The organism is Brachymonas moutaii (nom. illeg.) (genome assembly GCF_049977365.1).
GTDB lineage: Bacteria > Pseudomonadota > Gammaproteobacteria > Burkholderiales > Burkholderiaceae_C > Brachymonas.
On sequence record NZ_JBNGEN010000018.1, the window covers coordinates 1 to 3,074 of the forward strand.

At 41.4% G+C, this 3,074-nt stretch carries 3 protein-coding genes; all 3 read right to left on the minus strand.

The features are described from left to right. Positions 1–813 (minus strand): glycoside hydrolase family 19 protein (locus ACP2WS_RS11180; protein ID WP_426460837.1); only part of this gene is annotated, 813 nt, incomplete at its 3' end. A 37-nt stretch (positions 814–850) separates the two neighbouring features. After that, the gene (locus ACP2WS_RS11185; protein WP_374494081.1) at positions 851–1,300 is read right to left on the minus strand and encodes a hypothetical protein; all 450 of its coding nucleotides are present in this window, start codon (positions 1,298–1,300) and stop codon (positions 851–853) included. Between the two features lie 236 nt (positions 1,301–1,536). Beyond that, a complete protein-coding gene (locus ACP2WS_RS11190; protein ID WP_426460838.1) occupies positions 1,537–2,253 on the minus strand; it encodes a hypothetical protein in 717 nt (238 codons plus the stop codon). Between the last annotated feature and the right edge of the window lie 821 nt (positions 2,254–3,074).

A 3,074-nucleotide genomic window follows, 5' to 3' on the forward strand; every position in this document is an offset into this window, starting at 1 on the left:
GCCCCAAAGACCATCGACAGCGAGGGCATGGTGATTGCGGTCGTGATAACCGAGCGCATGCAGATTGCCCTGCAAATGCCTGAGCTGGTCATGCGACATGGTGCTATGGGGGATATGCACATCGGCAGAAGGAGATCGATATGCAGGAGATTGAGAATTTGAGGTAGAGGAATGCAAGTGGGCTTCTGGCGTATACCCATGTGCTATTGCATGTTCCCAATCACGAGATGCATGGAGACGCTCAAGATATTGATGAGGGGGCTTTTGATGCGTGCCATTGATGATGGCACCGGATAGTTTGACATCATTTTGTGCATGCGCTGGAACAACCCTGTCTTTCCAGTAGTGAATGGCGATCTTTGCAGCAATTTCCCTGTCGGCAGCCAATTCTGGATGGTTGACAAGGTCCAGCTTGAGCTCGCGACCTATACGAGCATAATTGTCTCTGCCAGTGAGCTGTATATAACCTCGCCCATGGTAACGCCATCCATCTCCGTGATGGATGTTTCCGAGATTCTTTTTTCCCCACTCTCCGCCGTAAATTGTATTTGCAATTTCTTCGGCGCCACCATGAACTATGCGTTGAGCTTCTTCTGGAGAGTCTATGCCATTTCTTCCAGGAAATGTTTTAAATAGTCCTGATGCAGAATAGTGAAGATTTTCTTGCATGGATTTGAAGTGTCCACTTTCTACCGTCATCTGCCCCATGAATATGCCGAGTTCTTTTGAAGATTGGATGCCGGATTCCATTGCTTTTTGCAAAAGATAGTCTGCATTTGATTTTTGTTCGGAATGAGGGGGAATGTTTGTCATGGCAGATGTTTTATGTTGATGCGATGTGCTTGAAGGATTACTGATCTGCAGGGATGTTTTGCTGGTCAATTATTGTTGAGAAATATTTTTTTTGAGGTGGTTGGATGCACTTGAGAAGATGCGAGTTGACCATTACCCCATCATGACTCCAGTCATTTGAATCCGTATTGCCATACACGCCATAGCGATTTCTGTTGATTGAAAAGGATACATAGCTGTGAAAGCCATATTTGGAGTAGTCTCTGCGAAAGGCTTTTTGAGAAGGTATTTTTTTGGATGGATAAGATAGCTCAATATTTTTCTTGTTGCCGAAAAGATAATGAAGGTAATTTTTTCCATCGGCGTCCACGCTGGAACAGAGAGATACCGTTTTCCCATTTCTTAGCGGGCAGGAGAAAGCCGTTTTTTCATCGGCTGAGCATAGGCTTTGTGCATGCACGGAGAGCGCGGAGATGCTGATAAATGGCAAAATAAAATATTTTTTCATTTCTTTGAATTCGAGTGACGATTGGCGTCAGAAGTGGTTCTGTGGATGATGCCTGGAAGGCATTGTTTGCTTGATGAATTGGTGATTTATTTGATTTATGAAATTTTCAGTTTTTAGCTACCAAGGCACTCTTCTGTAATTTTATTTTTGAGGTGCATGTTTTTTCCTTGTGGGTATTTATTCTTGTTGCTGGAAAGGTAATTTACGATGGATTTTTGGTTCCCTGAAGTTGGGTTTTATTTGATGGTTGGTGCTGCCAGTGCATTGGGGTCAAAGGCACTGAATTCTCCTTGTTTGATATTTTTTGGAAGATATTTTCTGCTGATGCTTTTTCCGCTCTCTGAATCCGATGATTCCATAAGAATTTTTTCAATGGACCAGTTTTTTTGAGATTCATTGAATTTGAAAAAATATTCGGATGACCAGTGTTCTCTTGATCCTCCTTCCACGAGAAGATGAATGGCTCCTCCGGGTTGAATGTTCATGTATCCAAAAGGATCTCCGGAGATGCCACCGCAGGTCTTGCATGGAACCAGTTTGTTGTTTCTTGCAGCGACTTCATATCCGCCTCCTTCTTTCCCAGTGATTACCATCAAGATGCGCTTCGCACCTTCTCCCGCCAATTCGCTGGTGCTGTTTTTTTCTTCAATCAAGATGAGTGCATCGGTAATTTCATCGTTATTGAGGTCGCCTTGTTGGACCTGGATGATCTTGTATCCTTGTGGAACAAGTGATTGATAGTCCATGCTTTTTGATGAGGAATTTTGTCTTTGAGAGATGGATACAGATTTCGATTGGGTGGTATCAATCCCGGTGCGTGTTTGTTGAGAACTTGGTTGGTCTTTGATTTTTTTCTCGTGGCAACCTGCAAGTGTCACACTTGAGAAAATACAGGCAAAGATCGCAAAATTTATTTTTTCCAAATTAATTTTGTGAATTTGTAAGGAAGACATTTTCGGTCTTTATATGGAGTGTGGATGTAATTGAATGCGCTCTTTTTAATTGATGTTTACATGTGAAGGTTGATGTATTTTTGAACATATATTTGTATATGCACGAAGATTTGAAATCTTCTTCAATATTATGAGGTTTGCATGTCTGCGCCGCTTTATTAAAAGCACACTATGTGCAGAGCTTATGATCATGCTTTTCTTGAAAGCGTGTTGAAAAATATGGAAATTTTATTTCGGCAAGTACTTATGTTTTTTGCGAAAGTTGGATTTTTATTTATTAATTAAATCAATGACTTGAAGGGGTGTGTATAACTTGAGCTGGTAGGGCGCGGAGATGATATTTCTCGATATGATGTTGAATGACGTTTTCTTTGAGGTGTCAAGCTTACTGGTATGCAGTATTATGTTGTTGATTTTTTTCGCCCTGTCTTCGGAGGCTGCCTTTGGGTTGAACTTTATTTGTAAATATTATTGATCTGTTGCTTGTGAGTAGGACTTTGATGCCCTCATGAAGCCGTGACAAGTAAAGCCAGACACGATCCAAAAAATTTTTTGAGTCATTGATGTTTGTGCATGATTTTTCAAGTCTGTGGCAAGGGTTGTCGGAATGGACTGCTGTATCAATTTATATTGATATTTAGGGCGTGTATCGGCTTCCTAAGAGGAAGGAGAGAAATAAAAGTCTAGGTTATTTTTTAGTGTATGCGCCATAGTCATAGCCTGAACAGTAGGCATAGCTGTTTTTTTCTTCTGATGAGCTTATTCTGCAGTTATTTTCTCCATATTTTTGGGCACACATAACAGCAGCGCGGGCTCCTGCC

Bases quoted from the DNA above. Each gene is read 5' to 3' on its own strand.
- ACP2WS_RS11185 (WP_374494081.1), bottom strand. From the start codon at position 1,300: ATGAAAAAATATTTTATTTTGCCATTTATCAGCATCTCCGCGCTCTCC.
- ACP2WS_RS11190 (WP_426460838.1), bottom strand. From the start codon at position 2,253: ATGTCTTCCTTACAAATTCACAAAATTAATTTGGAAAAAATAAATTTT.